At 73.5% G+C, this 24,386-nt stretch carries 21 protein-coding genes and 1 pseudogene; 8 read left to right on the forward strand and 14 right to left on the reverse strand.

Annotation, left to right across the window (positions count from 1 at the left end; translation table 11 throughout):
• Together AB0D10_RS11045 and AB0D10_RS11050 are read right to left on the reverse strand one after the other, a co-directional pair.
• The coding region (locus tag AB0D10_RS11045) for a hypothetical protein (RefSeq protein ID WP_360254219.1) at positions 1 to 180 on the reverse strand (180 nt) is incomplete at its 3' end.
• Positions 181 to 266: 86 nt separating this feature from the next.
• Complete coding sequence (locus AB0D10_RS11050) at positions 267 to 1,259, reverse strand: winged helix-turn-helix domain-containing protein (protein ID WP_360254221.1); 993 nt, start codon at positions 1,257 to 1,259, stop codon at positions 267 to 269.
• Between the two features lie 73 nt (positions 1,260 to 1,332).
• Here AB0D10_RS11050 and AB0D10_RS11055 point away from each other — a divergent pair, with 73 nt between their 5' ends.
• The 4 genes from AB0D10_RS11055 (at position 1,333) to AB0D10_RS11070 (ending at position 4,948) form a co-directional block, all read left to right on the forward strand.
• The gene (locus tag AB0D10_RS11055; RefSeq protein WP_360254223.1) at positions 1,333 to 2,271 is read left to right on the forward strand and encodes an aldo/keto reductase; all 939 of its coding nucleotides are present in this window, start codon (positions 1,333 to 1,335) and stop codon (positions 2,269 to 2,271) included.
• Positions 2,272 to 2,429: 158 nt separating this feature from the next.
• Entirely contained in the window at positions 2,430 to 3,053 is a 624-nt protein-coding gene (locus AB0D10_RS11060; RefSeq protein ID WP_360254225.1) for a histidine phosphatase family protein, read from the forward strand.
• 67 nt (positions 3,054 to 3,120) lie between these two features.
• Positions 3,121 to 3,696 (forward strand): TetR/AcrR family transcriptional regulator, encoded by a 576-nt coding sequence (locus AB0D10_RS11065; RefSeq protein WP_360254227.1) that lies wholly within the window; start codon positions 3,121 to 3,123, stop codon positions 3,694 to 3,696.
• A gap of 178 nt (positions 3,697 to 3,874) precedes the next feature.
• On the forward strand, positions 3,875 to 4,948 hold the full coding sequence (locus AB0D10_RS11070) for an SDR family oxidoreductase (protein ID WP_360254229.1): 1,074 nt from the start codon (positions 3,875 to 3,877) through the stop codon (positions 4,946 to 4,948).
• A gap of 692 nt (positions 4,949 to 5,640) precedes the next feature.
• Here the strand turns inward: AB0D10_RS11070 and AB0D10_RS11075 are convergent.
• From AB0D10_RS11075 to AB0D10_RS11085, 3 genes are read right to left on the reverse strand one after another with little or no spacing between them, the layout of a single operon-like run.
• On the reverse strand, positions 5,641 to 6,312 hold the full coding sequence (locus AB0D10_RS11075) for a class I SAM-dependent methyltransferase (RefSeq protein ID WP_360254231.1): 672 nt from the start codon (positions 6,310 to 6,312) through the stop codon (positions 5,641 to 5,643).
• Positions 6,309 to 6,824, reverse strand: a complete 516-nt coding sequence (locus tag AB0D10_RS11080) for a hypothetical protein (RefSeq protein ID WP_360254233.1) — start codon at positions 6,822 to 6,824, stop codon at positions 6,309 to 6,311. The genes AB0D10_RS11075 and AB0D10_RS11080 overlap by 4 nt, the downstream gene beginning before the upstream one ends.
• 60 nt (positions 6,825 to 6,884) lie before the next feature.
• Positions 6,885 to 7,115: a hypothetical protein gene (locus tag AB0D10_RS11085; protein WP_360254235.1), complete on the reverse strand. Its 231-nt coding sequence runs from the start codon at positions 7,113 to 7,115 to the stop codon at positions 6,885 to 6,887.
• Between the two features lie 128 nt (positions 7,116 to 7,243).
• Here AB0D10_RS11085 and AB0D10_RS11090 point away from each other — a divergent pair, with 128 nt between their 5' ends.
• The gene (locus AB0D10_RS11090) at positions 7,244 to 7,906 is read left to right on the forward strand and encodes a hypothetical protein (protein ID WP_360254237.1); all 663 of its coding nucleotides are present in this window, start codon (positions 7,244 to 7,246) and stop codon (positions 7,904 to 7,906) included.
• Here the strand turns inward: AB0D10_RS11090 and AB0D10_RS11095 are convergent.
• From AB0D10_RS11095 to AB0D10_RS11125, 7 genes are all read right to left on the reverse strand, one after another.
• Positions 7,897 to 10,065: an acyltransferase family protein gene (locus tag AB0D10_RS11095; protein ID WP_360254239.1), complete on the reverse strand. Its 2,169-nt coding sequence runs from the start codon at positions 10,063 to 10,065 to the stop codon at positions 7,897 to 7,899. The two genes, AB0D10_RS11090 and AB0D10_RS11095, sit on opposite strands and share 10 nt — an antisense overlap.
• Before the next feature lie 323 nt (positions 10,066 to 10,388).
• Positions 10,389 to 12,125: a cellulose synthase catalytic subunit gene (locus AB0D10_RS11100; protein ID WP_360254241.1), complete on the reverse strand. Its 1,737-nt coding sequence runs from the start codon at positions 12,123 to 12,125 to the stop codon at positions 10,389 to 10,391.
• A gap of 232 nt (positions 12,126 to 12,357) precedes the next feature.
• Positions 12,358 to 12,924, reverse strand: coding sequence for a GNAT family N-acetyltransferase (locus AB0D10_RS11105; RefSeq protein ID WP_360254243.1), 567 nt, complete (start codon positions 12,922 to 12,924; stop codon positions 12,358 to 12,360).
• Between the two features lie 195 nt (positions 12,925 to 13,119).
• Entirely contained in the window at positions 13,120 to 13,389 is a 270-nt protein-coding gene (locus AB0D10_RS11110) for a hypothetical protein (protein WP_360254245.1), read from the reverse strand.
• A gap of 60 nt (positions 13,390 to 13,449) precedes the next feature.
• A complete protein-coding gene (locus tag AB0D10_RS11115) occupies positions 13,450 to 13,902 on the reverse strand; it encodes a hypothetical protein (RefSeq protein WP_360254247.1) in 453 nt (150 codons plus the stop codon).
• Positions 13,903 to 14,764: 862 nt separating this feature from the next.
• Positions 14,765 to 16,831 carry an NPCBM/NEW2 domain-containing protein gene (locus AB0D10_RS11120; protein WP_360254544.1) on the reverse strand — a complete coding sequence of 689 codons (2,067 nt, stop codon included), beginning with the start codon at positions 16,829 to 16,831 and terminating at the stop codon, positions 14,765 to 14,767.
• 176 nt (positions 16,832 to 17,007) lie between these two features.
• Positions 17,008 to 17,292 carry a hypothetical protein gene (locus AB0D10_RS11125; RefSeq protein WP_360254249.1) on the reverse strand — a complete coding sequence of 95 codons (285 nt, stop codon included), beginning with the start codon at positions 17,290 to 17,292 and terminating at the stop codon, positions 17,008 to 17,010.
• Positions 17,293 to 18,049: 757 nt separating this feature from the next.
• On the opposite strand from AB0D10_RS11125, the gene AB0D10_RS11130 reads away from it, so the two are divergent.
• Together AB0D10_RS11130 and AB0D10_RS11135 are read left to right on the forward strand one after the other, a co-directional pair.
• Complete coding sequence (locus tag AB0D10_RS11130; protein ID WP_360254251.1) at positions 18,050 to 19,090, forward strand: substrate-binding domain-containing protein; 1,041 nt, start codon at positions 18,050 to 18,052, stop codon at positions 19,088 to 19,090.
• A 258-nt stretch (positions 19,091 to 19,348) separates the two neighbouring features.
• Positions 19,349 to 19,621, forward strand: a pseudogene (locus tag AB0D10_RS11135) (ATP-binding cassette domain-containing protein); the annotation flags it as partial.
• Positions 19,622 to 19,828: 207 nt separating this feature from the next.
• Here the strand turns inward: AB0D10_RS11135 and AB0D10_RS11140 are convergent.
• Positions 19,829 to 20,299, reverse strand: a complete 471-nt coding sequence (locus AB0D10_RS11140; protein ID WP_360254253.1) for a hypothetical protein — start codon at positions 20,297 to 20,299, stop codon at positions 19,829 to 19,831.
• A 236-nt stretch (positions 20,300 to 20,535) separates the two neighbouring features.
• Positions 20,536 to 22,293, reverse strand: a complete 1,758-nt coding sequence (locus AB0D10_RS11145; protein ID WP_360254255.1) for a hypothetical protein — start codon at positions 22,291 to 22,293, stop codon at positions 20,536 to 20,538.
• A 1,178-nt stretch (positions 22,294 to 23,471) separates the two neighbouring features.
• Here AB0D10_RS11145 and AB0D10_RS11150 point away from each other — a divergent pair.
• Positions 23,472 to 23,930: a CAP domain-containing protein gene (locus tag AB0D10_RS11150; protein ID WP_360254257.1), complete on the forward strand. Its 459-nt coding sequence runs from the start codon at positions 23,472 to 23,474 to the stop codon at positions 23,928 to 23,930.
• Positions 23,931 to 24,386 lie beyond the last annotated feature (456 nt).

A 24,386-nucleotide genomic window follows, 5' to 3' on the forward strand; every position in this document is an offset into this window, starting at 1 on the left:
ATCGCGACCGTGCTCGCCTACCTGACCGGTGTGGTGTCGGTCGGGTACCTCTCGCCGCCGATCGCCGGGCGCCCCGGTGAGCGTGATCGCGCCGAGGGCGGCGCCGAGCAGCCCGGCGAGGAGGCCGGTCCGGCGACGGCGAGGGGGCAGGACGTACCGCGGGTGCCGCATCGGTGTCATGCCCCGCACGCTACGGCGGTCGGGGCGGATCCGCCGCCCCGACACCGGACACCCGGGTGACCCCGCGGTCTCCGGGGAGCGCGCCGTCACCCCGCCCCCAAGGGCGCCAGCAGGACCTCCGCCGACGCCGTCCGCGCGTACAGTACCGACCGTCCGGCGCGGTGGGCGGTGACCAGACGGGCGTCCCGCAGGGCCGTCAGGTACCGGGACACCGCCGCGGGCGACAGCCCGGTCCGCCGCGCGAGTTCGGTCGTCGAGGCCGGGGCCGCCAGCTCGGTCAGCAGCCGGGTGCGGGAGCGGCCGAGGACGGCGGCCAGGGCCTCGGTGCCGGCCGCCGGCGCGGTCGCCCAAAGGCTGCCGATCCCGCGCGCCGGGTAGGCGAGCTGGAGCGGGTCCGGCGGGGCGAGGCGGGTGTAGAGCGCCGGTCCGGTGAAGGCGGACGGGATCAGCAGCAGACCCGCCCCGGCCGTGCGGCCCGGCAGCGGGCGGGTGCGGTGGCGCAGCCGCAGGGTGTCCTCCGTCCAGCGGAGTTCGGCGTGCAGGTCGTTCAGCACCCGTGCCGAGCCGTGCTCGGCGGCCTGTCGGGCGCGGTGCAGCACGTCCGCGTCCAGGACGGCCCGGATCCGCGCCCAGTACGGGGCGAGCGCGAGCTCCCAGTACGCCTCGACGGCCTCGGTGAGCCGGCCCAGGCCGCCCGCCGGGTCGCCGTACAGGGCGCGCAGCCGGGGGCCCAGCCGGCCCCCGCCGTCCCGCAGCCGGTCGAGGTCGCGGCGGACCCGCTCGACCGGGGTGGCCCGGATCGCCGCCAGTTCCTCCGCCAGGGCGGGGGCGGGCCCGGCCGGGGCCGGGTTGATGAAGTCCGGCACGTACCCGGCGGGCGGGACGAGCTCGGCCAGCAGCGCGTACGCCGGGCCGAGCGCCGCCAGCCGGGGGCGCACCTGCTCCACCCAGGGCCGGTGGACGGGGTGGGCGAGGCCCGAGCGCAGCAGCCGCAGGCTCGGGCCGACCTCCCACATCGGGGAGACCGCGAAGCGCATCCGCGCCAGGTCGCCCGCCGTGAACGACAGCTCGGCCGCCAAGGCCCACCCCCGTGGATTCACATATGTCCGAATCGTTGGCGGTCAGGCTAGTGCAGCAACGATCATGATCGGCATGACTTCGGAGACCACCGCCCCCACCACGCCCGTCACCGCCGCCGCCTCCGGTACCTGGACCCTCGGCGACCGCGCCGTCCACCGCATCGGCTTCGGCACGATGCGCCTGCCGCAGACCGGCCCGGCGCTGGTCCCGCACGCCGTGCCGCGTGACCGCGAGCAGGCCCTGCGGGTGCTGCGCCGCGCGGTCGAACTCGGCGTCAACCACATCGACACCGCCGCCTTCTACTTCTCCCCGCTGCGCTCCGCCAACGAGCTGGTCAACCGGGCGCTCGCGCCCTACTCCGACGACCTGGTGATCGCCACCAAGGTCGGCCCGGGCCGCGGCATCGACGGCCACTGGGTGGAGCACGCCCGCACCCCCGAGCGGTTGCGCGCCCAGGTCGAGCAGAACCTGCGCCAGCTCGGCCGCGACCACCTCGACCTGGTCAACCTGCGGATCCTCGGCACCGACTCCGTCGCCGAACGCTTCGGCGCGCTGGCCGAGTTGCGCCAGGCCGGGCTGATCCGCCGGCTCGGGCTCTCCAACGTCCACCCGCACCAGCTGGCCGAGGCGCGGTCCATCGCGCCCGTGGTCTGCGTCCAGAACCCGTACGGCATCGGCGCCTCGGCCGCGCAGGACGAGGTGCTGCGCCTCTGCGGCGAGCTGGGCATCGCCTTCGTCCCCTTCTACGCGATCGCGGGCGCGGGGCGGGAGGACGGCGCCGGCCTGGCCGAGCCCGACCAGGTGCGGGCGGTCGCCGAGGCCCGCGGGGTGAGCACCGCGCAGGTGCGGCTGGCCTGGACGCTGCACCGCGGCCCGCACGTCCTGGCCATCCCGGGCACCGGCGACGTGGCACACCTGGAGGACAACATCGCCGCGGGCGCCCTGCGGCTGTCGGCCGAGGAGCTGGCCCTGCTCGACCAGGCCCACACGACCGCGGCCCGGACCAGCTGAGCCGCGGGCGGCCGCGGCCCGCCCCGGTCGCCCCTCACCGGCCCTCACCAGGCGTCCCTCACCGGGCGCCCCGCACCGGGCGGGCCGGAACCGGGCGGGCCCGGCCCGCGTCACTCCGGGATGACCTGACAGCGATCATCATCGAGGAGACCCGGAGCATGACCGAACTCGCCACCCGTTACCTCTACCTGGCCCGCCACGGCGAGGCCGCGCCCGACGGCAGCGGGCTCAGCGACACCGGACGCCGGCAGGCCGTCCTGCTCGGCCGGCGGCTGGCGGGCCGGCCGATCACCGCGGTGCACCACGGCCCGCTGCCCCGGGCCGCGCAGACCGCGCACCTGGCCGCGGAGCAACTGCGCGGTGTGGAGCCGACGGTGTGCGACGAGGCCGGGGACTGGGTCCCGTACCTGCCCGAGCGGTCCGAACTCCCCTCGGACAGCGCGGACTTCCTGCTGAAGTTCCTCTCGCACGCCACACCGGAGGAGTGCGAGAGCGGTGCGGTGCTGGCGCCGCGGGCGGTCGAGCGGTTCACCGGCCCGGTGGCGGGCCGCGAGGAGCGGCACGAGCTGGTGGTCACCCACGCCTTCCTGGTGGCCTGGCTGGTCCGGCACACCCTGGACGCCCCGGCCTGGCGCTGGCTCGGCCTCCACGTCGCCAATGCCGGCCTGACCGTTCTGCGGTACGCGCCCGGCCGACCGCCGGCCGTCCTGCTGCTGAACGACCAGGGCCACCTTCCGGAGGAGCTGCGCTGGACGGGCTTCCCACCGGAGTTCCGCTGCTGATCGGGCCCTCCGGCCGGTTGCTGATCCACCGTCGACAGAAATATGCAGACCGGTCTACTATCGCCCTATGGGAGTCAAGGGCGAGGAGACCCGGGCCCGGCTGATCGCCGGCACCAGGGAACTGATCGAGGCCAAGGGCTACTTCGGGACCGGCCTCAACCAGATCGTGGCCGCCACCGGCGCGCCGCGCGGCTCGCTCTACTTCCACTTCCCCGGCGGCAAGGACCAGTTGGTGGCGGCCGCGCTCACCGAGGCCGGCCAGGAGGTCGAGGCGCTGCTCGCCGAACTCGCCTCCGGGGGCGCGGACACCGCCACCCTCGCCGAGCGGCTCGTCGAGGCCTTCGCCGAGCGCCTGACGCAGTCCGACTACACCAGCGGCTGCCCGATCGCGACCGTCGCCCTGGAGACGGCGGGCACCAACGAGCCGCTGCGGACCGTCTGCGCCGAGGTGTACGCGAGCTGGCAGCAGGTGCTGGCCGGCCGGCTCACGGCCGACGGCTTCGGCCCGGACGCGGCCGAGACCGCCGCCGGCCAGGCCCTCGCCCTGCTGGAGGGCGCGGTCCTGCTCGCCTCCGTCCGGCGCAGCCGCGAACCGCTGGACCACGCCCGGCACGCCGTCCGGCACCTGCTCGGCCGCGCGTAGGCGGCGCCGCCCTCGGCGGGCACGCCGCCCTCGATCCGTACCCCGCTCTCGATCGGCACGCCGCCGCCGACCGGCGCTCCGTCGTCGACCGGTGCACCGCTGCCGGTCGGTGGCACACCTTCCCCTGGCCAAAAAATATGCAGACCGGTCTACTGATTACCGACACCTGGAGCGCACGATGACACCCGTCCCGCCGCCCCGCACGCTCGTCCTCGGCGCCACCGGCTTCCTCGGCCGCTGGCTCGTCCTCGAACTCCTCACCCGCGGCGAGCCCGTGGCCGCCGGCGTCCGCGACACCGGCGGCGTCCGCGACACCGGCGGCGCCGCCGCCCTCCGCCACTGGCTCCGCGAGCACGACGCCGACACCACCGCCCTGACCACCGTCACCGCCGACCTCACCCGCCCCGGCCTCGGCCTCACCCCCGAGGACGACGCACGGCTCACCGAGGTCCGCGACGTCCACAACCTCGCCGCCCGCTACGCCTTCGGCCTCACCCGCGCGCAGGCCGAACCCCCCAACGTCCACGGCGCACTGCACGCACTGCGGTGGTCCGCGACCCGGCCCCGGCTGCGACGTCTGGTCCACCTCTCCGGCTACCGCGTCGGCCGCGACCCGGCCCCCCGGTACCCCCTCGACGAGCGCGCCGCCGCCGCGCTCCACGCCCGGCTCGGCGCGTACGAGGCCTCCAAGCAACTTGGCGACGCCGCCGTCCGCGTCACCGCGCCCCGCCTCGGTGTGCCGCTCACCACCGTCAACCCGAGCAGCGTCATCGGCCACTCGCGCACCGGCGAGGCCGGCCAGTACCTCGGCCCGGCCCAGTTGGTCCGCCAACTCCACCGCGGCCGGCTCCCCCTGCTGCCGGGCACCCGGCGCACCTTCCTGCCCGTCGTCACCGTCGACCACCTGGCCCGCTTCCTGGCCGTCGTGCCCGACCACGACCACGACCCCGTCCTGGCCCACACCGTCCTCGACCCCGCGACCCCCCTCCTCCCCGACCTGATCGCCCTCCTCGCCGCCCACCTCGGCGTCCGCCCGCCCCGCGGCCTGATCCCCGTCCCCCTCGTCCGCCGCCTCCCCCGCGCCCTGACCGGCGCCGACCCGGAGACCCTCACGTTCCTCTCCGAGGACCGGTACGACACCACCTCCGCCGACCGCCTGGCCGCCGCAGCGGGCATCGGCCACCCGCCCCTCACCCCCGCCCTGACCAGGTGGGCCACCCGCCTCGTCGAGGAGGGCTTCGGCGCTGCCTGAGCACCACCCGGGACGTCGACGCCGTGGAAGTAGAGCCAGGACGTGTCGTCCCCGGGCAGCTCCTCGCCCGACAGCAGGAGGGCCGGGCCGAATGCCAAGCGGCGCTGCGCGGCCAGGTGCCGGTGCAGAAGGCGGAACCGTTCGGCCGGGTGATCGGTGACGCCCAGCCGGTGACCGAGCGGTCCGTACATCTCGTCGAGCTTGCCCCTGCTCAGATAGAGCTTCCGCCTGAGCAGGGTCTGCTCCGGGCGCGCGAAGCAGCGGAGGTGCACGGCGAACGCCTCCGGCTCGGCGAGCCGGTCGGGCGGCGCAGTGACCGGACTCGGCCGCAACGGCCCGTCCTCGGTGGCCGTCCGGTGGAGCCAGTCGACCGCGGTGTCGGCCTGCTCGGGCGGGACGCCGAGCGCGGCCACGCAGTGCCGCAGGTCCGGCAGCGCGACCTGCGGGACCTCCTCGGCCTGCTCCGGGGCCGGGGGCTGCTCCGGGGCCGGGGGCATGGTGACCGTGACGTTCGCGATCTGCGCCTGGAGGGCGATGCGGGCCGTCACGCCCGACATCGAGTTCCGGACGTCCCCGTTCGAATCCGGCACGAGGAACTCCTCTGCGAATGCGAGGTGTTGACCTGCGCCACCGAACCCGGCGGATCCGCGGCGGCAAGCGCCGCGGGCCACCGGATCAGCGGGGCCGCGGGATCAGCGAGGACGTTCGAGAACCAGCGACGTCCAGTGCACCCCGTCGCGCCCGTGCAGGTCGGGGCGGGTGGAGCGGTGGAGGAGCTGCAGGCCGCGGGCGGCGGCGAGGTCGACGGTGTGCTCGGGCGGGAGGTCGAACATGCGGCGCCCGGGCGGGACTGGGCCGTGGCGCAGGGTGAGGGCGAGGCGGCCGCCGGGGGCGAGGAGGGCGGCGAGGGCGTCCATGGCGGGTGGACGCTCGGAGGGGGCGAGGTGCATCCAGACGGCGGTGAGCAGCACGAGGTCGTAGCGTTCCCGAGCGGCGGTGAGCCGGGGCAGCCCGGGCAGGGCGTCGGCGACCCACCGGATGCCGGCCGCCGCGTGCAACCGTTCGCCGATGGCACGGAGTTCGGGGGTCGGCTCGGCGGCCACGACCCGGTGGCCGAGGGCGGCGAGGGCGGCGGCGTCGCGGCCGGTGCCGGCGCCGACGTCGAGGACGGCGGCGGGTGGCGTCGGGTAGAGGTGGCGTAGTTCGCGGTGGACCTCGGCGAAGCTCACGCTCTCGTACTGGACGGCGAGTTGTTCGGCGGCCTCGCCGTATCCCTCCGTGCCTGCCGGGGCATCGTTCACGGCGTTCACGTCGATCGCGCCGTCCACGCCGTTAGCGCCGTCCACACCGTTAGCGTCGTTCACGCCGTCTCCTTGGCGCTCGGGTCGCTTCCCCGGACGACGACCGCGTCTCCGGCGGCGGCCGCGCCCGCGAAGAAGTCCCGCAGGTCGCGCAGGTCGTTGACGACCCGGGCGGCCACGGACTCGGACCACGGCGTCGGGTGGCCGAGGCGGGCGACGGTACGGGCGAGGACACTGTGCTGCTGGCGGACGAGTTCGCCGAGGGCCGAGTCGCGCAGGAAAGTGGAGGCGGCCGCGACCTGGTCGGGGCGCATCACCAGCGTCTCGGTGCCGGGCTCGCGCCGCCCGCCGCCGTAGACGGGGAGCCGGGCGGCGGGGTCGGGGTGCAGGCCGTTCTCGGTGAGCGCGAGTTCCATCAGCGCGGCGGTGCGCCGGACTCCGAGGGCGAGCCCGGCGGCGGCCAGCCGGTCGTACCGGACGTCGCGGTCCCGGGGCACGAGTTCGCCGAGTTCCTCCGGCGAACAGGTGTCCACGACCGGGCCGGGCAGGCGGCACCAGAAGTGATCCACACTCACCCGCTCAGCCTAACGAAGTCCTGGCCGCGGTGAGCGCACCGCCATCGCGCGGGGACGGGCTCAGGCCTCGCCGGGGTGCCAGGCGGGCCATTCCCAGGGGCGGTCGGCCCAGTGGACGCGCTGCGGGTCACGCGGGTCGAGGTCGGGGAAGAGCTGGTGGATGCGCGGCTCGAACTCCTCGGGCGCGAGCGGCTCCCAGCCGTGGCCCTCGAAGTGGACGAGGCGGTAGCGGCTGTCCGTCCGGAACTCGGCCACGTCGACCAGGGGTGCGGTCATGCTGTTGGTCTCCATGACCCCAAGCATGTGGCGCGGTGGCAATCAACGCCCGTTCAGACCCCTCTTCCGGGTCATGTCCCGGCGTCGGCGCGCTCGTTGAGCACGGAAAGGCAGATTCGGGGGGCCGCTGGAAGGACGAGCAGATGACTGGGCAGCCCACCGGAGGGCAGTGGCAGTGGCCGCAGAACGCGTGGCAGCCCCCTCCCGTCCCGACGACTCCCCCGCCTCCGGTGCCCGTCCCGGCCGCGCCGAGACGCCGCTCGCGCAGGGTGTGGGCGGCCGCGGTGGTCGGCACGGGTGCGGTGCTGGCCTCGGTGCTGGTGATGTGCGGGCCCGGGTCGGACGACGAGGTGCGGGTGGTGTCGTTGCCGGAGGTCTCGCCCTCGGCTTCGGACCCGGGCCCGCACCTACGGCCGGTGCCCCCGTTGCCGGCCACGCCGGCGCCCTCGCCGCTGCCCGCCCCGGTCCCGGCGGGCGGCACGATGGGCACGACAGGCACGACAGGCACGGCGGGCACGGCGGGCGCGACAGGCACGGCGTCGGCGCCGCCGGCCGCCGGGTCGGCCGACCCGGCGGGCGCCGAGGCCCGGCGCGCGTCGGCGAGCCCGCGTCCGAAACCCGGCCACAGCCCGCACGCCACCGGCCCGGCCCGCGGCACGTCGGGCGCGCCCGTCCAGGCCGGGCCGGGTTCGGGTGGGTCGTTGCCGAGCGCCGGCCCGGGCAGCATCTGTGACCAGGCCGAACGCATCGGCCGCTGGCCGGCCGGCTCGGAGCAGGCCCGCCTGTGCCGCAGCGTCTACGGGTGAGCCGCCGGAGCGCCCGCACCCCCTGACGCACCGGGAACCGCCGGCCCGCCCGGAGCAGCCGGCCCGCCTGGAGCGGCCGGAACCGCCGACCCGCCGGTAACCGCCGGTTCCCCGGCCACCCCCAGCAGCCCCTTGTCCAGCCGGGGCGCCAGCACCCGCGCCAGCGTGTCGGTGATGTGCCCGGTGTCCCGGTACAGCACCACGCCTTCCAGCACCGCCGGGCAGGAGGGCCCGGCGCCGGGGCAGAGCAGCGGACCGAGGTCCAGGGTCCGGACGCCGTACCGGGCGGCGAGGCCACCGTCGAGCAGCGGGTCGGGCTCGAAGGCGGTCTCGCGCGGGAAGAAGCAGGCGTCGGAGCGCCCGTCGGAGGCGGCCAGGCAGGTCGGGATGTCCTTGCCCGGCATCGGGGTGTCGCCGAGGTAGGCGAGCGGGGCGCCGAGCGCGGTGAGGCGGTCGAGGGTGCGGCTCCACCCCTCGGTGCGTTCCTCCTGGCTGCCGTAGCGGTTGAGGCCGGCCATCAGGACGAGGCGCGGCGTGGGTCCGGAGGTGAGCCGGGTCAGGGTGTTCTCGCGCCAGCGGTCGCACTCGTCGAAGGTGCGGCCGAGGACGTTGTTGCGCACGGTGAGCGTGGCCAGCGGGCAGCCGGGCTTGACCAGCACCTCCAGGGCCCAGTGCCGCTGCTCGGCCAGGGCGAGTGCGGCGGAGATCCACTGCCCGGCGTGCGAGTCACCGAGCAGCACGATCCGGTCGGGGCTGTCCTCGGCACCGAAGAGGCAGCGCGGACTGCTGTCGGCGTTGAGCGGGATCTCACAGCCCTTCCCGGGCGGGAAGTCCTGCCGGGCGCGGGCGAGCGAGGGGGTCAGCGCGAGCACCCGGGTGCCGGGGGCGAGCAGTCCGGGCCCGTCGGCGGCTCCGGCAGGGGCCGCGACGGGGGCGTCGGCGGCCCCGCCGAGGGCGCGGACGGTGCCGCCGCCGAGGGTGAGCGCGGCGATCAGCGGGATCACCAGGGCGCTGGCGCCGACCGCGAGCCCGCGCCGGGGCGCCGGGCTGCTGCCGTACCGCAGCGGCTGTTCCACCAGGCGCAGGGTGAGCCAGGCGGGCAGCGCGGCGGCCGCGGTGAGTGCGAGCAGGGTGGTCCAGGGCAGCGCGCCGTACCGGGCCTGGGCGATGGTCAGCACCGGCCAGTGCCAGAGGTACCACGCGTACGACAGGCGTCCGGCGGCGCGCAGCGGGCGGGTGGCGAGGAGCCGTCCGGCGTCGCGGGCGCGGAGCGGGCAGTCGTGTCCGGCGAGCAGCACGGCGGCGGTGCCGAGGACGGGCAGCAGCGCGGCGGTGCCGGGGAACGGCGTGTCGCGGTCGTACAGCAGGACCGGCGCCGCGACGGCGGCCAGGCCGAGCCAGCCGGTCAGCCGCAGCGACCACCGCACGGGGGCCCGCCCGGTGCGGGTGGCGAGCGCGCCGCCGAGCAGGGCCGCGCAGGCGCCGGCGGCGAACTCCCAGAGCCGGCTGCCGGTGGAGAAGTAGGCGAGCGGCGCGGAGGTCTGCGTCCAGCGCAGGCACAGCACCAGCGAGACGCCGCCGATGCCCAGGGTGGTGAGGGTGATCGCGAGGGTGCGGCGGCGCCCGTGCAGGTAGCGGGCGAGGCCGAGCAGCAGGACGCCCCACAGCAGGTAGAACTGGTTCTCCACGCCGAGTGACCAGAAGTGCTGCAGCGGGCTGGGGGCCTGTTCAGCGGCCAGGTAGTCGGTCTGCCGGCCGACGAAGCGCCAGTTGGCGAACTGGCCGGCGGCGGCGATCAGGTCGCGGGCGAGGTCGGTGCCGCGCAGCGGGTCGAGCAGGGCGCCGCCGGCGACGGCGGTGGCGACCAGGACGGTGGCGGCGGCGGGCAGGATGCGCCGGGCGCGGCGGGCGGCGAAGTCCCACAGGCCGAGCGGGCGATTGGTCAGCAGGCCGGTGATGAGGAAGCCGGAGATGACGAAGAAGACGTCGACGCCGACGTAGCCGCCGGTCAGGCCGGGTACGGCGGAGTGGAAGGCGAGGACGGACAGCACGGCGATGCCGCGCAGCCCTTCGATGTCGGGGCGGAAGGCGGCGCGCCGGCGGGGTGGCCCGGTCTCGGCGACGGTGGCGCCCGCGGGGGCGGCGAGTTCCCGGTCCACCCGGACGACCTCGGGAAGCAGGTCGACGGGTGCGGGTCCGGGAGCGGGTGCGGGTCCGGGAGCGGGTGCGGGTCCGGGAGCGGGTGCGGGTCCGGGAGCGGCCCCGGGAGCCGGCGCGGATCCGGGTGCGGAAGGTGCGGAAGGTATGGACGAAGGCGGGACGGCCGTTGACACGGCGGCGCTCCTTGCAGGGCTGGCAGCGGTGGTCTGGCCCGCCGGGCCGATGGGGCGGCCGGGCGGTGTCCGCGCCGGTGGGGCGACGCGCAAGGAAAGTCAGTGATCCATCGGTGTGGCGGAGTCGACGGCGACTCGGAGAAGAGGGGTCAGAAGAACATCGGATCGGCCCAGCCCGACGCCAGCAGCCCGCAGAGCAGCAGCACGGCGGTGACGGCGACGGCCTCGGCGTGGCCGAACCCGAGGTCGGAGCGGCTCCGTGCGGGTGCGGCGACCTCGCCGACGGTGGCGCCCTTGCCACCGTTCGAGCCGTTCAGGAGCGGCCACAGGGAGCGGATCAGCGGGATCGCGGTGTACGCGGTGAGCCCGAGCAGCAGGGCGAGCGCCCAGTACGGCCGCCAGCCGTGCAGCAGGGCGGCGCGGACCAGTCCGGCGGCGCCGGCCAGGACGACGATCCCCAGCCAGCCGACCCCGATCCGGGCGACCGCGCGGGCGAGTGAACTGCCGCCCGACACGGCGCCGGTGGGCACCCAGTCGGCGGAGCGGCGGCGCAGCGCGTGCGCGATGGCGACCACGTGGCAGAGCCCGCCGAGGAGTTGGACGCGGGTGACCTCGAAGCGCCAGCGGGTGCGGGACATCGCGGGCAGCAGGACGAGGGCGACCCAGATCGGCGGGAGGAAGGGGAGCACCTGCCAGGGTTCGATCTCCTCGGGCCGGAAGTACAGCATGATCAGGGCGGGCAGCGGCACGGCGAAGACGTTCACCGCGCTGGTGAGGTAGCCGAGGATGCCGTTCCAGAAGCAGAGCCGGGCGGAGCGCGGCAGCGGTCCCTTGCGGAAGTCCGGGTCGCGGACGAGGGCCAGGGAGCCGAGGCACCAGCGGTACTGCTGGCTGATGAAGGCGGGCAGGCCGGTGGGCGACATGCCCTTGGCGACCAGTGCGGGCACGTAGCGGGTGGCCCAGCCGGCGCGGGCGAGGGCGAGGCCGGTGTAGAGGTCCTCGCTGTGGTCGATCTCGGCGAAGCCGCCGATCCGCTGGAGTGCGGCGCGGCGGTAGAGGGCGTTGGTGCCGCAGCAGACGGTGCCGTCCTGTGCGTCCCGGGAGGGCTGGATCCAGCGGTAGAAGATCTCCTGGGTGGCTCCCGCGGCGCGTTCGAGCCAGGACATGTTCGCGTCCGTGTCGAAGCACTGCGGGCTCTGCACGATGCCGACCTCGGGGTTGTCGAGGTAGGGCACCAGGTGGTGCAGGAAGTCGGGGCGGGGGCAGAAGTCGGCGTCCAGGACGGCGACGATCTCGCCGGTGCCCTCGGCCAGGCCGTGGTTGAGGTTGCCGGCCTTCTTGAAGCGGCCCCGGTCGGGGCGGGCGCGGTACTCGAAGCCGTAGGACTCGGCGAGTTCGCGCACCTCGGGGCGGTCGGCGTCGTCGAGGACCAGTACGGTGAGCTCGCCGGGCCACCGGACGGCGGCGGTGTGGCGGTAGGCGTTGTCGAGGACGGCCAGCGGTTCGCCGGCGGTGGGCAGCAGCAGGTCGACGCCGGGGTGGCGGGCGGGCTGCCAGGCGCGCAGCAGCAGGTCGTGCGAGTCGCGGGTGAAGCGGCGGGCGCGCTGACCGTCGGTGAGCGAGAGCAGCCAGGTGGCCGCGTTGAGCACGGTGAGCACCAGGAACGGCCAGAGCAGCGGCTTGCTGAGGGCGAACAGGCCGAGCGTGGCGGTGGCTCCCGCGTAGGAGAGGGTGGCGCAGAGCAGGACCCAGCGGCGCTGCGGGCCGAAGTACCAGTAGAGCTCCTCGTCGTCGGGCGGGGCGGGCAGGCGCAGGTCGGGGTCCGCGGGTGTCCGGCGCGGACCGGCGTCGGGTGCGGGCATGGCGGTGCCATGGAGTACGGGCATGCGGAAGTGGCCCCCCTGGGCATCGGACGGAACGTGGCCGTTCGTCCTCAGCCTCTCACATTGGCCTAGACCAATCATGAACGAGGTATGACATCTCCGCATCGCCCCAGTTCAGCGACTTGACGCCGAATCACCTGCCGCTTCAACTCCAGCGAAACCGAACCGAGCCCCGAGTGCGGACCGTTGACCGGACCGGACTCGGGGCTCGCCCCGGGACGCTTTGCCGAACCCCTCAGGAGGCCTTCAGCTCCTTGACCAGGTGCTCGAACCGCAGGTCCGGCCGCAGCGGGATGCCGAACCGCTCGTCGCCGTACGGAAACGGGCTGAACTCCCCGGTCCGCCGGAACCCGCGGCGCTCGTACCAGGCGATCAGCTCGTCGCGCTGCTCGATCACCGTCATCTCCATCGCGCCGACGCCCCACTCCTCACCGGCCAGCCGCTCGGCCTCGGCGAGGACGGCCCGGCCGACCCCGGCGCCCTGCAGGCCGGGGCGCACCGAGAACATCCCGAAATAGGCCCGGTCGCCGCGCCGCTCCAACTGGCAGCAGGCGACCAGCGCGCCGCCTTGCTCGGCCAGCAGCACCAGCCCCTCGGCGTGACCGACGGCCCCCGCGACGGCCTCGGGGTTGGTCCGCCGCCCGGCCAGCAGGTCGGCCTCGGTGGTCCACCCGGCGCGGCTGGAGTCACCCCGGTAGGCGGACTCGACCAGCTCGACCAGGGCCGGGACGTCGGCGGGCGTGGCGGGCCGGAAGACGGGCTCCCCGACGGGCCGGTCGGTGTCGTGGGCGGTCTCGGTCATGGCTGGTCCTCTCCTCCGTGCTGGGTGCCGCCCGTGACGGCCGGCACGCGGGCATCGTGCCACAGCGCACGGAAGGCCCCCGGGCCCGGGATCGGCAAGACCGGCAACGCGCGTTGCCGGTGGTGGCGTTCCGGCACCTGTGACGCGGGTTCGCAGTGGGGCCGAAGATGCCTGGCGGCGCCGGTGGGGACATGGCTACTCTGCGGTACGGCCGCGCCAACCCCCGGCCTTTTCGGGCCACTTGGGCCCATCCCAGACCGGACCAACCGGGCGCTGGTCGTGCCGCAGCATCGCCAGCACGAGCACCGCGATCTTCCCGGACGGCAGTGACCGCCATGGAGAGCGGATCGCCTTCAGGCGCGAGCGCAGCAGGCCGGCGAGGTAGTCCAGGGTTCTCGTGGACAGGTTCAACTTGCACTGGTAGACAAGGGAGACGCCCTCGGCGGGCGCGTTGTTATTCGTCACACAATCTCAACGACCGTCGGGGGCAGCCAAGTTACGCTCAGCAGTGTACGGCGCGGCTGGTCACGGGCGTGCGGTGAAGCGGCCGTCGGGCAGCTTGCGCAGCCAACCCCGCCCGGCGAGCTTGGACAGCTTCCCGCGCAGCGGCTCCAGCTTGCCCCGCACCGCCACCTCCAGCCCCAGCACCTCGCCGACGTGCTTGGTCGCGACCGGCCCGCCCGCGTCGCGCACGATGGCGAGGAGGCGCTGGTAGTCCGGCGGCAGCGCGTCCAGGTCCACTCCGGGCCCGCGGTGCGGGACAAGCAGCACCGCCCGGCCCGCGACCTGCACTGCCGCCGGCTCGACCGCCGTCTCCGCAGCGAGCTGCTCGGCCATCCGCTGCCAGACCCGCTCGGCGACGGCGAGTTCGTCCCGCTCGACCCGCACCTGACCAAGCTGCTTGACCAGCTGATCTTCCAGCTCGTCCAGCGCCGCGCGTCGCGCCGCGATCCGTTCCGCGATCTCGGACTCCACCATGAGCCGGATCGTAGGCGGCACCGCACCCGTGACGCGCAGGAACCAGCAAAACCGCCCCGTCAGACGATCAAGGCGGCAGACTCCCGCCCACCACCAGCACGAGCACCACGGCGGAGCGCCACGCCAGCCCCTTTGACCAGCACGTTCGAAGATGGCGAAGGCTCACTGATCGTGTTTCACTGTCGAGCTGCCGTACGGGTGTTGAGGTCGACCCGGGCGTGGCTTCGGGTGGGAGTGCTGGAGGGCGGAGTGGCCTCCGCGATCTGGGCGCAAACCCTGCGGGGCGGTCAGTGCTACGCACTCCAGGCCGACCGGGCTCGCCCGCAGCCAACCGGCCGGCGGCTGGGTGCGCCTCGCCAGTGACGACGACGCGGGTGGCGGTGAGGTCGTCGTCCGCGCGTCCGGTGGCGTCGGCCCGTGCGAAGCCGGGCAATGAGGCACGGGTCATCCGGGCCTCGCCGGCGAGTTCGTCGGCCGGCGCGGTCGGATGGCCGAGGTTCTCGGTCATCAGCCGGGCCGGGAAGTCGGGGGGCGAAGTCGCCGGCGGTCATGGCGCCAATTGCACGTGCTGCGGCCGGGCTGGTCGCCGGCAGACCGGTGAGGAACTGGACCGACTCCGTCAGGTCGAAGCCCGTGGCAGGCGAGGCCGAGTGGTTCGGCCGTCGTGGTGACCTGGACGGCAAGGGGGAAACGTTCACGATGAGTCTGAGTGCGGTGGCGGAGACGTGGTTGCCGAGTATGCGTGGTCATCGATGGGGAACGGCGCCGATCCGGTCCGGAACCGCGCGCGGGCATCGTCTGCCTGCGGTGCCGGACGGGTGGTCCGGCACCGCGTCGCACTGTGCTGGTGAGTGAGCGGGTGTCAGCAGGTCAGGACAGGTCCGGCCCAGTCGGCGTGGTCGCTGTTGCTGCCGTCGCCGCCGTCGGTGACGACGAGGTGGAGCTCGTTGGCTCCGGTGAGGTCGGCGGTGAGGTGCTTGGCGCCGGCGGTGGCGTTGAGCACGCCGCTGTCGGTGACCTTGGTGCCGTCCTTGTAGATCTGGAAGGCGACGGTGCCGCGGCCGTCGGCCTCGGCGTCGACGCCGACGTCGGTGGTGAGGGAGGTGCAGGTGCCGCCGAGGTAGTAGACGATCTCGCTGAACGCGTTGACGCCGAGGCCCTTGGCGTAGGTGGCGCCCTTGATGGTGATCGTCCGGCCGTCGCCGGCCTGGTTGTCGCCGTTGCTCATGTCCTTCTCGACCGGGCCCCAGCCGTTGCTGGCGGAGGACCAGGTGAGGTCGGAGAGCTGGTGGGCTCCAGCGGCGGGTCCGTTGCCGCAGGCGATCTTGGCGTCGGCCCAGTCGGCATGGTCCCAGCTGATGCCGTCGCCGGCGTCGGTGACCACCAGGCGCAGGGTGGTGGCGCCGGTGAGGTCGGCGGTCAGCTGCTTGGGCTGATCGGCACCGGTGAGCTTTCCGCTGTCGGCGATCTTGGTGCCGTCCTTGAAGATCTGGAAGACGGCGGAGCCGTTGCCGTACGCCTCGTCGTCGATGCCGACGGTGGTCACCAGGTTCTTGCAGGTGCCGCCGAGGTTGAAGCCGATGTCGCTGGAGGCGTTCGCACCGATGCCCTTGGCGTAGGTGGTCCCGCGGATGGCGAGGGTGCGGCCGTCACCGGCCGCCCAGTCGCCGTTGCTGTGGTCGCGCTCGACCGGTCCCCAGCCGTTGGACTGTGTGAGGAACGGCAGGTCGCTGAGGTAGCTCATACCGGTGGGCGGCGGTACGGGCGCGCTCGGGGTGATCCGGAACATCGCGGTGCCGTGCCCGGGGACGGTGGCGCTGATCGCGCCGGTGCTGGTGGTGGTCTTCTTGGACCAGAGGTCCTTGACCGTGTACGAGGGCGCGCCGGCGATGCCGACGGTCCGGACGTCGGTGGTGACGGTGGCGTCGTACGAGCCCTCGTTGGTGAGGGTGACCGCGCGGCTGCCGTCGGCGAGCGGCTTGCTCATCACGACCAGACTGTTGCCACTGGAGACGACCGAGCCCTGCTTTCCCAGCGGGTCCTGGTCGACCGCGATGACGTCGGAGTTGGTGAGGATGTCGAAGGTCTCCTGCTGGGCGGTGCGCAGGTCGGCGCCGATCAGCAGCGGCGCGGCCATCTCCGCCCACAGGCTGAAGTGGGTGCGGTACTCGGTGCCGGTCATGCCGCCGTTGCCGACCTCCAGCATGTCCGGATCGTTGTAGGCGCCGGCCTTGGCGTAGGCGGACAGGCCCTGGTTGGCGTGCGCGATGGAGATCATGCTCTGCCAGGTGTCACTGATGTCGCCGGTGGTGCGCCAGGAGTTGCCGACCCGCGGCGCCCAGTTCCAGGGGCCGGTGGTGCCCCACTCGCAGATGCTGTAGAGGATCGGGCGGCCGGTCTTCTTCAGCGCGTCGCCCATCGCTTTGTAGCGCTGCTGGGCGTCCACGCCCTGGTTGTTGCAGTTGTCGTACTTGAGGTAGTCGACGCCCCAGGAGGCCCACAGGTTGGCGTCCTGCTGCTCGTGGCCGAGACCTCCGGGGAAGCCCTGGACGTCGCAGGTCCTGGTGCCGGCACTGGAGTAGATGCCGAACTTCAGGCCCTTGGAGTGGACGTAGTCGGCGAGCGCCTTGATGCCGTGCGGGAAGCGCACCGGGTCGGGGACCAGGTTGCCGGAGGCGTCGCGGTCGGGCAGCGCCCAGCAGTCGTCGAGGTTGACGTACTGGTAGCCGGCCGCCTTGAGGCCCTTGCTGACGAACAGGTCGGCCATGCCCTTGACCAGGGTCTCGTTGAACTGGGAGCCGCACCAGGTGGTGTTCCAGTTGTTGAAGCCCATCTGGGGGGTCAGGTTGATGCCGTTGTCGAGCGCCGATGCGGGTGGCGCGGCGGCGAGTTCGAATCCGACGGCGAGGGCACCGCCGCCGATGAACAGGCTGAGCGCCGCTATCGCCGAGGCGAACCGGCGGCGCGGCTTGCTGCGTGCTGAGCGCAAGGCTCTTCCTCCTGTGGTCCAGGGAAGTGGAGCGGGACGGGTGGTGCGGGTACGGGCTGTGCCGGCCGTGGCAAGTGGCCCAGGCCGGCGCAGCCCGGCTCATGGGGTGTGCCGCGTCAGGACGGCGGCGTCCAACTCTGCTCGGTGGCTTCCGCGTTGGTGTGGTTGGTGAGGACGGTCGAGCCCGTGGTGGTCTGCGGGGCGTCCAGGGCGGGGCCGGTGGCGACGTTGGTGATGGCCAGCGCGCCGGTCGTGGTGTTCTTCGCCACCCGCCGCTCCTGCCAGAAGCTGCCGGGCGAGTAGTCGAGCAGGTAGGCGCTGTCGCCGCCCGGCACTCCCGAGGCGAGCGCGGTGCGCACCTGGCTGCTGTTGTTGCAGGGCGAGCCCGCTGTCGAGGGCAACCGCCGGAGTGGACGTGGCGACGACGGTGAGGCCGGATACCGCGAGCGACAACGCCGCAAAGGCGTGCAGCACGGCACGGGGAAGAGTGGACGCACGGGGATGCTCCAGGTGCGTGGGTGGGGGCGTGGGCATCACGTTTGATTCTGTTGAATTCATCTCCAGGAGTCGACGGCTGGAGGAACCTTCAAACAGAAACCAACGCATGGTAGCCAGACGAGGAGGAGCTACTCAAGACCGCGCACGCGCCGTCTTCGCGAGGCCGCCCAGCGATGCCCATGCCTTGACGGGCCGTCATGGATGGCGGCGGGACGTGCGACACCCCTGCGGGATTCGGCATCCCCCGCCGCTGCCCGGGGCGCCCGGCGCCAGTGCGCTTGATTGCCTGACGGGCTGCCGGCGTACGCAGCTGGTCGTGGGAATGGAAGCCGCCGACTCGCCGGTGGCGTGTGCGAGCCGTCCGCCCTCGGAGTGAACATCGCAAGGGGGTGTCGACGTGCAGACCCCTTGACTTAGCGATGCAATGGCACTGTGATATGTCACATCGCGTTTGAGTGTGTTGGTTTCTGAGGGCTTGACGGGCCCTTGGGGTCTGCACGACGGAGTCAGGTGCCCCTTCCCAGCCTCGCCATCGAGATAGCAAGGAGCCCCCGCCAGGTCCGACAGTCCGGCGGTCGCCGGACCGATTTCATCCCTCACCTCGAATCCCCACCCGCGTCGGGTCGTGTTGCGGCCTCGGCGCAAAGGAGCGTCCCCCTCATGTTCCGTGCCATCAACCGCCCTGCCACCGCAGGTCTGCTGATCATCCTGGGTCTGACCACCACGGCCTGTTCCACTGGCCAGGAGACCACCTCCGGCGCTCCCTCGGTCGCCCCGGTGAGCGGGAAGATCTCGATCACCTACCTGCAGAAGCAGGGCGACCAGGAGTACTTCGTCGGCGAGGCGACAGGCGCCAAGGCCAAGGCGGACGAGCTCGGCGTCGACCTCAAGGTGGTGAACCTCGGCAACGACGCCAACAAGACAGTCGGCGAGGTACAGGCCGCCATCGCGCAGAAGACCAACGGCGTGATCATCGTCGTCCCGGACCCGGCCGTCGGCCCGCAGGTCGTGCAGACCGCCAAGGACGGCAAGGTCGCCCTGCTCACCTCCGACGACCAGGTCTGCGCCACCGGCCCGGACCCGGCCAAGTGCGCCAAGACCGACCTCGTCCCGCGGATCGGCTTCAGCGGCGCCCAGATGGGCGGCGAGGTCGGCAAGCGCGCTGCCGAGGAGTTCAAGAAGGCCGGTTGGAACCCCGCCGACACCCGGACCATCTCCGCCTGGAAGCAGGACGTCACCGTCTGCGGCGACCGGGTCAAGGCGGCGAAGACGGCCTTCGACGCGGCGGTCCCGGGCGTGCAGAACATCGACGTCGCCACCGACAACACCCCCACCGGCGCACAGGACAAGGTCGCGGCCACCGTCACCGCCAACGCGGGCGTCAAGCACTGGGTGGTCTGGGGCTGCAACGACGAGAACGTCCAAGGCGGCGTCACCGCCCTACAGAACGCCGGCGTCAGCCCGCAGGACATAGCCGGCGTCGGCCTCGGCGCCTACCTGGCCTGCAAGGACTGGAGCGGCGGCCAGCCGTCCGGAATGAAGGCCGCACTGTTCATCAACGGCAAGGACGTCGGCGCGCTCGCCGTCCAGACCGTCTACGACCGCCTCAAGAACGCCAAGGACATGCCCGCCGAGGCCTTCGCCCCCACCACCATGGTCGACGCCGTCACCTGGAAGAGCGCTGGCGTCACCTGCAACTGACCCTTCTCCCGGGCGGCCGCCCACTCCTTCGCACCAAGCCCGAGGTGACCCAGCGGTGAGCAGAGCACGCCGCCCAGCCCCGAACCCCCGCCCACCCGCCCCCCGCCCCCGGCCTTCCGGCACCAAGGCGCGCGTCGAGGGCATCACCAAGCGATTCGGGGCAGTCCAGGCCCTGAGTGACGTAACCCTCGACTTCCCCGACGGCCAGGTCACCGCGCTGATGGGCGAGAACGGCGCGGCAAGTCCACCCTGCTGAAGATCCTCACCGGTGACCACCAACCCACCGAGGGCCACGTCGACCTCAACGGCCGCCGGATCGATCTCCGCTCCCCCGCCGACGCCAGGGCCACCGGCATCCGGATCATCCCGCAGGAACCCGAGATCATCCCGCACGTCTCGGTCGCCGCGAACGTCTACGCCGGCGCCCTCCCCCGGAAGGCCGGCCGCTGCGTGGCCCGCGCCGAACTGCGCCGCCGCGTCACCGCCGACCTGGACCGCTTCGGCTTCGCCGACGTCCTCGACCCGGACCTGCCCGGCTCCCGACTCACCCCGGCACAGCGCCAGTTGGTGGAGATCATGCGGGCGCTGACCGGCGAGACCGCCGCCCGGTCGTCGGGCACCAGGACGGTGGTGTGCAGGGTGCCGATGTGCTCGGCGGCGGCCTCCCTGGCGTCCCTCGGCGATGTGACTTCCGGACAGGTCCACAGGGCGCGCCCCGGCCTGCCCGGCGGTGGTCGTTCACGGCAGGAGCCGCTCAAGGACGGCCGAGGCGAGTGCCGCGTCGAGTGCTCCGACGCCGGTGAGGTCGGCGACCGTGATGGCCGTGTCCGGTCGGTCGACGGGTGTTTTGAGGAGCAGGCCGGCCTCGATGTCGCCGTCCTGGGTGGTGGTGCCGGCGTGGCCGGCGTGGCCGAAGTCGCCGTGGTCGAGGCATTGGGCGTGGTCGTCGGTGGCGATGAGGTGGGCGCGGTGGAAGAGGGCCGCGGGCAGTTCGTTCTTGTGGGGCATGTCGGTGCCGATGCCGGTCACGTGCGCGCCTTCGTGCACGTGGGCGGCGCCCAGGACGGGGGTGGTCGCCGGGGTGGTGGTGATGATCATGTCGGCGGCGGTCGCCTCCTGTGCCCGTGCGGGCCGGGCGGTCAGGCCGCGTGCGTTGAGGTCGTCACTCAGGGCGGCGGCTCTGTGCGGGTTGCGGCCGTGGACCAGCACGGTGGCGAGGGGGCGGAGTTACAGAAAAGTCCACACGGTGGCGGGGCAACGCCGGGCCGCTCCGCCCTGGAGATCAGGCAGCGCTCGGCCATCGGCATGCGCAGGCGATGCCCGGGTTCCGCGCGAGGGCCTCGACGTGGCCTCGAGGTGTTCCGCCTCGACCTCGACGGCCACGGCCCGTTGTGGGGCCGTGGCCGAGGTTCGGATCACTCAGGGGCGGGTCGGCCGGTCGCCGCTCAGGAGAGCAGGGTCCAGGACTGGCCGGGGGCGGCGCCGTTGGCAGTGTTGGTGACCACGGTGGAGCCGGAGGTGGTGCCGAAGGTGTCCAGGGTGAGGCCGGTGGCGACGTTGGTGATGGTCAGTGCGCCGGTGGTGGTGTTCTGCATGACGCGCCATTCCTGCCAGGGGTTGCCCGCCCCGTAGTTGAGCAGGTAGGCGCTGTTGCCGGGCTGGGTGCCGGCGGCGAGCACGGTGTGCTGGTGGGTGGGCGTGTCGCAGTTGTCGCTGATGCGGACGGTCCCGTCGGGGTTGGTGGTGAAGGTCCACTGCTCGGAGGTGTGGTCGGTCCACCAGGTGTTGATGTCGGCCGAGGAGCCCAGCTGGGAGCTGCAGGTGCCGTTGACCTCCAGAGCCTGGCCGCCGCTGCCACCGGCGCTGAGGCTGTGGTAGCGGCCGTCACCGACGATCGCGGCAGGGACGCTGCCGGGCAGCGGTGGGGCCGGGCGGGTGACCGGCGTCGGCGTGACAGGGATGGGGTTCGCGGTCGACGGCGATGGGCTGGCGGGTGGGGTGGCCGGCGCCGTCGCGGTGGGGGACGGTGTGGCTGGTGCCGGGGCGGTCTGGGCGGTTGGGGTCGCGGACATCGTCGGTGCGACCGTCGGGGTGGGCGATGTCGACGGGGTGGCCGTGAGCGGCGGGTCGGCCGGGGCCGACGTGGTGGGGGTCGCAGTTGAGAGCGGGGCCTGCGGAGCGGGAGCCGCGGGCGATGGCGGTCGCGGCATTCCGACGACGGCCGCGATCGCCAGGACCGCGGTGGCCGCGCCCGCTGTCAGGATCATCCTTGCCCCTCTCGGGGATGCCCCCGGGAGGCGGTGCCAGCCGGTGGTGGGCCGGTGCATGGACGCGTTCGCGGCAGGGCCCTCGGGGGCGGCGGGTACCGCCGGGCGCTGTGCCGACGCGCTTGACGCGCCCGCCGACGGATCTGCCGACGGCTGTGTCGGCCACAGCAGCAGCGCCGAGGTCAGGGCGGCGCGCTGCCAGGTGTGGATGGCGACGAGTTCGGCGCGCGCGCGGGCGCAGCTGCCGCATATGGACAGGTGGAGGTCGAGGTCGCCCGTCCGGCCGGAGGAGGCGCTTCGGACGCTGTCGCCCAGCCCGGCCACCAGGTGGCGGCAGGAACGATTGGGGGTCTGCGAGACGTATGCCTGCAGGTAGGCCTCGTAGAGGCCCTGACGGGCCGCCGGGTCCGGACGCGGGTGCGGCGCCGAAGCCGGCGTGGCCGGGGCCTGCGTTCCGGTGAATGCCCCGAGGTATTGCCACAGGTCTGCTTGTGAGGATTGCGGCAGGCTCCGGAAGGCCCGCAGGAGGAGCGAGGCCTCCTCTGCGGCAACGGCCGCCGCCTCGGCCGAGGGCTGCGCCGGGTCGGCCCGGGGCAGGTTCTCCAGCCAGGAGGCGAAGCCGGCGCAGAGGGACGACTGCCGCCCGGTGCCCGCCCACCCGGCCGCGGTGCGCCGCACCGCGGCCAGCAGGTACGGGCGCCAAGCGTCCGTCGGGCCGGCGCCCGCGCGGACCGCGTCCAGTGTCACGGTGAGGGCCTCGTCCGCGAGTTCCTCCGTGGCCCGGCCGTCCCGGCAGCAAAGGGCCGCGTAGGCCAGCACCGCCGCCCGGTGGCGGCCGGCGATCTCCTCGGCCGCCTGCCCGCCCTGCCGCGGTCCGCCACGGATGCGCCCCGCGAGTTCGGCATCCGTGGGCGTGGTGGTGGCTGGGTCTGGCACTTGCTGTCCTCCGTGCACTTTGTGGGTCACGCGGCCGACGGAGCTCAGGTGAGAACACCGCGGCGCCGTGGCGGGAAGGCTGAGGGCTCGCGGCCCCCACTACCGGGCCGCGCGGGGCTTGGCCGCACCCGGCGCTTCGATGCCCGGCTGACCTGCAGTGATATCGCGTCGAACTGCCACCCGCCGAGGATGGATAGTGGCCGTACCGGCCCCCACCCGTCAAGGGGGCACCACCCGCCCACGCACACCCGGGCTTCGACACGCGACCATGCTGACAGTTCGTCAACATGCCTGGCCGCCCGACACCAGGACATTCGCGACTTCTCCGGCGGCCCGCAGGGGCTTGATGCGGCATCAGCGGCAGAACGTGCCGCCCGCTCCCGGCAGGCCGTCCGGACCGTCGGCCAACCCGCGGTGCGGCCCGGCGACGACCCGTGGAACCCCGTTTTCCGCCCGCCCGGCCGCACCGCGCAGAGGTTGCAGGCGGCACGTTCACCCCGCCCACATCGCCGCCGACCGGAAGCCCCGAGGACTCGTCGGCAAATGCGCAGTCCGTTATCCGTTATCGGGATCCGCCCGCAGGGTCTCCCCAGGTGTTGGAGCGGACTGCCGCACCAACCCGTACAGAAGGTGGATCCATGAGCAGCGAGTTCGAGACGATGGAATTCGACGGGGCGATCTCGACGGAAGGGCGCAGGCGCAAGGCGGTCGGTGCGGCCCACCGGGCCGCTGTGGGCGGGCGCGCGGTACGACACGGCCGCGACCGCTCCGCCAGGCGCCGACGCAGGGCGGTCATCGCCTGGACAGTCGCGCTCGTCGCCGTCACCGGGGGAGCATTCGGCGCCGTGACATCCTCGGCGGGCAACGCTTCGCAGTCTCCGGCCGCTGCGGCCCTCCCGCCGGAGGAGGCGTCCCTGTCCGCCGTGCCCGGGGCGTCGTCCCCGATCGCGTCACCCTCGGCCTCGTCTTTCTCCAGTGCGCCGACCGTTCCCTCCCCGGCCGCGTCCAACCCGGCCGCCCCTTCTCCGGCCGCCCCCTCCCCGGCCGCCCCTTCTCCAGGCGCTCCCTCTCCGGCCGTACACGCTCCGGCGGTTCCCTCCCCGGCCATGCATACTCCCACTCCCGGCGCCAACGCTGGCAACGGGCCCGCCGGTAATGGGAGTTCGGGGAATCATCCCTTGAGCGCGTCCAGCGCTCCGCCGGCGAACGCTCCGACGGTGACCGGCAACTGGCCGGCCTCGCAGTCCGTCGCCGACGCCGAAGCGATCTCCCTGCAACTGATCAACAAGGAGCGGGCCATGGTCGGCGCGCCGGCGCTGAAACCAGCGGCGGACCTGGCCGCCTTCGCGACCCAATGGGCGCAGCACATGCGCGAGACCGGCTTCGCGCACTCGGCCAACGCCTCCGGCGCCGGGCCCAGTCGCACGTCCAGTCGCACACTCACCGGGGAGTGCATCGTGATGTGGAGCGACGCGTCGATGACCGCCGAGCAGGCAGCGGTGCAGTTCCAGGAGATGTGGCGCAACCATCCCCCGCACTACCAGGCCCAGATCAACCGTCAGTACACCGAGATAGGAGTCGGCATGTACCACGACTCGAGTGGCTGGTGGGGCGTGCACGAGTTCGGCAACGGCTGATCTCGCCGATCCCGGGGCGATCCCGGGCGGTGAGCGTCAGCTCCTCCACGACGGCGGGCGCGGCCCGCCCCGTTCCGTCGGCTGCAGGAGGTCGGCTGGTGGGATCGGCGAGTGGTCGCATCCACAGGGGTACGCCACCGCCCTCGCCGGGCGCCGGCGCCGACGAGGATCCGGGGCCGCACATCTGCCGACCGCGTGCCCGCCAGGGTTGCGACATCTCCCGCGTTGGAAGTCGCGTGGCGCCTGGCCCCGACGGTCGGACTTCATGCCGAAGGGAACCGGCCGGATAAGCCCCACCCCGACGAAGCAGCACGCATAACAAGATCAACTACACTCTCGCAAACCGTCCCGGACATACCCTCGCATCGGGCAATCCCCGATGAACTCACGGTCCGGGCACCTCTTTCAGGGAGCTATCCAGTGAACCACCCCTGCACCGAGCCCTTCCGGCCCTGG

Origin of the sequence: Kitasatospora sp. NPDC048545, from assembly GCF_040651155.1 — a bacterium.
In the GTDB taxonomy this organism is placed as follows: domain Bacteria; phylum Actinomycetota; class Actinomycetes; order Streptomycetales; family Streptomycetaceae; genus Kitasatospora.